The sequence below is a fragment of the Pseudomonas defluvii genome, from assembly GCF_001695625.1.
GTDB classification, from domain to species: domain Bacteria; phylum Pseudomonadota; class Gammaproteobacteria; order Pseudomonadales; family Pseudomonadaceae; genus Aquipseudomonas; species Aquipseudomonas defluvii.
This window is the reverse complement of sequence record NZ_MBPN01000185.1, coordinates 1-5,233: the sequence shown is the minus strand read 5'-3', so window position 1 is coordinate 5,233 and position 5,233 is coordinate 1. Positions and strand designations below refer to the sequence as shown.

6 protein-coding genes and 1 pseudogene are annotated in these 5,233 nt (G+C 63.7%); all 7 read left to right on the top strand.

From position 1 onward, the window contains the following. On the top strand, positions 1 to 903 hold a 903-nt coding region (locus EKA13_RS25785; RefSeq protein ID WP_425415182.1), incomplete at its 5' end, for a TonB family protein. 52 nt (positions 904 to 955) lie between these two features. Further along, positions 956 to 1,525 (top strand): YqgE/AlgH family protein, encoded by a 570-nt coding sequence (locus EKA13_RS25780; RefSeq protein ID WP_065761899.1) that lies wholly within the window; start codon positions 956 to 958, stop codon positions 1,523 to 1,525. Further along, positions 1,525 to 1,965 carry a Holliday junction resolvase RuvX gene (gene ruvX / locus EKA13_RS25775; protein WP_065761898.1) on the top strand — a complete coding sequence of 147 codons (441 nt, stop codon included), beginning with the start codon at positions 1,525 to 1,527 and terminating at the stop codon, positions 1,963 to 1,965. Before EKA13_RS25780 ends, ruvX begins: the two co-directional genes overlap by 1 nt. A gap of 51 nt (positions 1,966 to 2,016) precedes the next feature. Next, a complete protein-coding gene (gene pyrR / locus EKA13_RS25770) occupies positions 2,017 to 2,538 on the top strand; it encodes a bifunctional pyr operon transcriptional regulator/uracil phosphoribosyltransferase PyrR (RefSeq protein ID WP_065761897.1) in 522 nt (173 codons plus the stop codon). Positions 2,539 to 2,550: 12 nt separating this feature from the next. Next, positions 2,551 to 3,555, top strand: coding sequence for an aspartate carbamoyltransferase catalytic subunit (locus tag EKA13_RS25765; RefSeq protein WP_065761896.1), 1,005 nt, complete (start codon positions 2,551 to 2,553; stop codon positions 3,553 to 3,555). Beyond that, complete coding sequence (locus EKA13_RS25760; protein ID WP_065761895.1) at positions 3,552 to 4,823, top strand: dihydroorotase; 1,272 nt, start codon at positions 3,552 to 3,554, stop codon at positions 4,821 to 4,823. Before EKA13_RS25765 ends, EKA13_RS25760 begins: the two co-directional genes overlap by 4 nt. Positions 4,824 to 4,952: 129 nt before the next feature. Then, positions 4,953 to 5,233, top strand: a pseudogene (locus EKA13_RS25755) (formylglycine-generating enzyme family protein); the annotation flags it as partial.

Genomic DNA, 5,233 nt, shown 5'->3' with positions numbered 1-5,233 from the left:
CGCGACCATCGTGTTCGACGGCATTCCCATCGCCGAGGCCCGCAACGACGGCCACGGCGGCTCGGCTTTACCCTTTTTCTGGCGGCGCTGCTGCACTTGGCGCTGATCCTGGGCCTGAGCTTTACCTTTGCCAAACCCGAAGAAATTCGGCGGACCCTGGAAATCACCCTGGCCACGTTCAAGAGTGAAGCGCCCCCAAAGAAAGCGGACTTCCTGGCTCAGGACAACCAGAAAGGCAGCGGCACCCTGGACAAGAAAGCAGTGCCCAAGACCACTGAACTGGCGCCCTTCCAGGACAGCACGATCAACAAGGTAACGCCACCGCCTGCCGCACGGCAGGAAGTGCTGCCGCAGCCGACACCGCCCAAGGCCGTGGTCACCACCCAGGCCGCCAAACCGCAGAAAGTCGAAACCCGGCCCAAGGAAGTCAAACCGCAACCAAAACCCAAGGTGGCGGTACCGGAATTCGACAGCTCGGAACTGTCCAGCCAGATCGCCAGCCTGGAGGCCGAACTGGCCCATGAACAGCAAGCCTACGCCAAGCGCCCACGCATCCATCGGCTCAATGCCGCCTCGACCATGCGCGACAAAGGCGCTTGGTACAAAGAGGAATGGCGCAAGAAGGTCGAGCGCATCGGCAACCTCAATTACCCCGACGAAGCACGCCGCCAGCAGATCTACGGCAGCCTGCGCCTGATGGTCTCGATCAACCGCGACGGCTCGCTCTATGAGGTACTGGTACTGGAGTCGTCCGGGCAACCGCTGCTCGATCAGGCAGCACAGCGTATCGTGCGCCTGGCGGCGCCATTTGCGCCCTTCACCGGGGATCTTGCCGACATCGACCGGCTGGAGATCATCCGTACCTGGCGCTTCGCCCGCGGCGACCGCCTTTCGAGCAATTAAAGGGCGTGCCTCAGGCTTGTCAGTAGGGCGCCTCAACGCCACACTAAGGGTCATGAAGAACATCGCCCCGACCTACCTCAAGCACCAGTTTCTGATTGCCATGCCGCACATGGCCGATCCGAACTTTGCCCAGACCCTGACCTACATCGTTGAACACAACGAGAGCGGCGCCATGGGCCTGGTGGTCAACCGGCCACAGGAGTTGAACCTGGCCGATATCCTCGAGCAACTGCGACCGGACACCGAAACGCCGACGCGCTGCCTGCAGATACCCATCTACATGGGTGGCCCGGTACAGACCGACCGCGGTTTCGTGCTCCACAGCCGCGGCCCGACCTACCAGGCAACCATCGAGCTCGAAGGCTTGTCGCTGTCCACCTCGCAGGACGTCCTGTTCGCCATTGCCGACGGTACAGGCCCGGAAAACAGCCTTATCACCCTGGGTTATGCCGGCTGGGAAGCCGGGCAGCTTGAGGCAGAGCTCGCGGACAATGCCTGGCTCAATTGCCCATTCGATCCCGAGATCATCTTCGGCCTGACCAGCGACCTGCGCCTTGAAGCGGCCGCAGCCAGCCTGGGGATCAACCTCAGCCTGCTGACCAGCCAGGCGGGGCACGCCTGATGAGTGCACCAAGACTACTGCTGGGTTTTGACTATGGCAGCAAACAGATTGGCGTGGCCGTTGGCCAGATGATCACCGGGCAAGCCCGCGAACTGTGCACGCTGAAAGCGCAGAACGGCGTGCCGGACTGGACCCAGGTGGAAAAACTGATCAAGGAATGGCAGCCCGACGCAATTGTCGTCGGCCTGCCGTTGAACATGGACGGCACGCCCAGCGAAATGAGCGCCCGCGCCGAGAAATTCGCCCGCCGCCTGAATGGCCGCTTCAACCTGCCTGTGCACACCCACGATGAACGCCTGACCACCTTTGAAGCCAAGGGCGAGCGCATGGCCCGTGGCGGTCAGCGCGGCAGCTACCGCGACAACCCGGTCGACGCCATTGCCGCCGCCCTGCTGCTGCAAGGGTGGCTGGAAGCCAATGCCGGGCTGATGCAACCCTGATCACGGATTCAAGCCGGACCGTACTAGCGCCCGGCCTCTTGAGGAGCAAGCATGAGCCTACCCAATCCCGCCGAACTGATCCGGCAGATGGCCAGCGACCTGCAGGCGCATCTGGCCCGCCGTAACATCACCGAGCCGCGCTACATTGGCATCCGCACGGGCGGTGTATGGGTTGCCCAGGCCCTGCTTGAAGCCCTTGGCCAACAGGACGCCGCGCTCGGCACACTGGACGTATCGTTCTACCGCGACGACTTCAGCCAGAACGGCCTGCACCCGCAAGTGCGTCCGTCAGAGCTGCCCTTCGAGATCGAAGGCCAGCACCTGGTGTTGGTGGATGACGTGTTGATGAGCGGTCGTACCATCCGCGCCGCCCTCAACGAACTGTTCGATTACGGCCGTCCAGCCAGTGTCACCCTGGTCTGCCTGCTCGACCTGGACGCTGGCGAACTGCCGATCCGTCCGAATGTGGTCGGTGCAACCCTGTCCCTGGCTGCCCATGAACGGGTAAAATTGCTCGGCCCCGCCCCGCTCGCCCTAGAGCGCCAGGACCTCGCCACCGTTTCCGCACTTTAAGAGTCCCCCGCGATGACGCCAATCGACGCCAAGCGCCCGCTGCAGCTCAATGATCAGGGCCAGCTGCGCCACTTTCTCTCGCTCGACGGTTTGCCCCGCGAACTGCTGACCGAAATCCTCGATACCGCCGACTCCTTCCTGGAAGTCGGTGCCCGGGCCGTGAAAAAGGTCCCATTGCTGCGCGGTAAAACCGTGTGCAACGTGTTCTTCGAGAACTCCACCCGTACCCGTACCACCTTCGAGCTGGCTGCCCAGCGACTCTCGGCGGACGTGATCACCCTGAACGTGTCGACCTCCTCGACCAGCAAGGGCGAGACGCTGTTCGACACGCTGCGCAACCTCGAGGCCATGGCGGCCGACATGTTCGTGGTCCGTCATGCCGACTCCGGTGCTGCACACTTCATTGCCGAGCACGTGTGCCCGGACGTGGCGATCATCAACGGTGGCGACGGCCGCCACGCACACCCGACCCAGGGCATGCTCGACATGCTGACCATCCGTCGGCACAAGGGCAGCTTCGAGAACCTCTCGGTGGCTATCGTTGGCGACATCCTGCACTCGCGGGTCGCCCGCTCGAACATGCTCGCGCTGAAAACCCTGGGCTGCCCGGACATCCGCGTGATCGGCCCGAAAACCCTCCTGCCAGTGGGCATCGAGCAGTACGGCGTGAAGGTCTACACCGACCTGGAGCAAGGCCTGAAAGACGTCGACGTGGTGATCATGCTGCGCCTGCAACGTGAGCGCATGCAGGGTGGCCTGCTGCCGAGCGAGGGCGAGTTCTACCGCCTGTTCGGCCTGACCACCGCACGCCTGGCCGGCGCCAAACCGGACGCCATCGTCATGCACCCGGGGCCGATCAACCGTGGGGTCGAGATCGAATCGGCCGTGGCCGATGGTGCCCACTCGGTCATCCTCAATCAGGTCACCTACGGCATTGCCGTGCGCATGGCCGTACTGTCCATGGCCATGAGCGGCCAGACCGCACAACGTCAATTCGAGCAGGAGAACGCCCAGTGACCCTCAGCATTCTCGGCGCCCGGATCATCGACCCGGTCAGCGGCCTGGACCAGGTCAACGACCTGCACATCGACGCGGGCAAGATCGTTGCCATCGGCGCCGCCCCGGCCGGCTTCAACGCTGCGCGCAGCCTGGATGCCCAAGGCCTGGTGGCTGCTCCGGGCCTGGTCGACCTCAGCGTCGCCCTGCGTGAGCCGGGTTACAGCCGCAAAGGCACCATTGCCAGTGAAACCCGTGCTGCTGCAGCCGGTGGCGTCACCAGCCTGTGCTGCCCGCCACGGACCAAGCCAATACTGGACACATCGGCGGTCGCCGAGCTGATTCTCGACCGCGCCCGTGAAGCCGGGCATGCCAAAGTGTTCCCGATCGGTGCCTTGAGCAAAGGCCTGGAAGGCGAGCAACTGGCCGAACTGATAGCCCTGCGAGATGCGGGCTGCGTGGCCTTCGGCAATGGCCTGAGCGGCTTTGCCAACACCCGCACCCTGTGCCGCGCACTGGAATACGCCGCCACCTTCGACCTGACGGTGATCTTCCACTCCCAGGACCGCGACCTGGCCCAGGGCGGCCTCGCCCATGAAGGCGCAATGGCCAGTTTCCTCGGCCTGCCGGGTATTCCCGAAACCGCCGAGACCGTGGCGCTGGCGCGTGACCTGCTGCTGGTTGAACAAACCGGCGTGCGCGCACACTTCAGCCAACTGACCAGTGCCCGCGGCGTCGAGCTGATTGCCCAGGCCCAGGCCCGGGGCCTGCCCGTGACCGCCGATGTCGCCCTGTACCAGTTGATCCTCACCGATGAAGCGCTGGTGGACTTCTCCAGCCTTTACCACGTCCAGCCACCGCTGCGCACCCGGGCCGACCGCGAAGGCCTGCGCGAGGCCGTGAAAGCCGGTGTAATCCAGGCCATTTCCAGCCATCACCAGCCTCACGAACGTGACGCCAAGCTAGCACCGTTCGGCGCCACCGAGCCAGGTATCAGCAGTGTCGAACTGCTGCTGCCGCTGGCCCTGACGCTGGTCGAAGACGGCCTGCTGGACCTGCCAACCCTGCTCCAGCGCCTGTCCAGCGGCCCGGCGCACGCCTTGCGCCTGCCGGTTGGTGAACTGAAGGTGGGGGCAGCAGCCGACCTGGTGCTGTTCGATCCGAAGGCCTCGACTGTCGCGGGCGAACAATGGCGCTCCAAGGGTGAAAACTGCCCGTTCATCGGCCACTGCCTGCCAGGCGCCGTACGTTACACTCTGGTCGACGGGCATATCAGCCACGAAGCCTGAGCCTGCCGCAGGAGCCAGCCGTGCTGGCTCCTGCGCTGGAAAGTGGTTTCAGAAAGGTCCTACAACAAGTCGTCGGTCCAATCTGCTAGCGTCCAAACCTCTGGCCTTGAGGCCATTGGGGATGCTGCCGTGCTCTGCCTGCCAACGACTCAATTACTGTTCCCAACTGCGGCGCTGCTGCTACTGACCGGCTGTCAGGCCCAATCCCTGCCATTGCCCAAGAGCGAAAAACTCTCTGCAGAAAAAGTCGCGCAGATTGCGACGACCATCGACCAGACCTACCCGAAGCTGTCTACCGACATACGCACCCAACTGCTCAACACAGTGGTGCAGTCGCTGGACAATATGGTGTTTGTCGAAGGCGGCGAGTTTCAGATGGGGGATTTTGGGTGGAAGTGTGACTATGACCC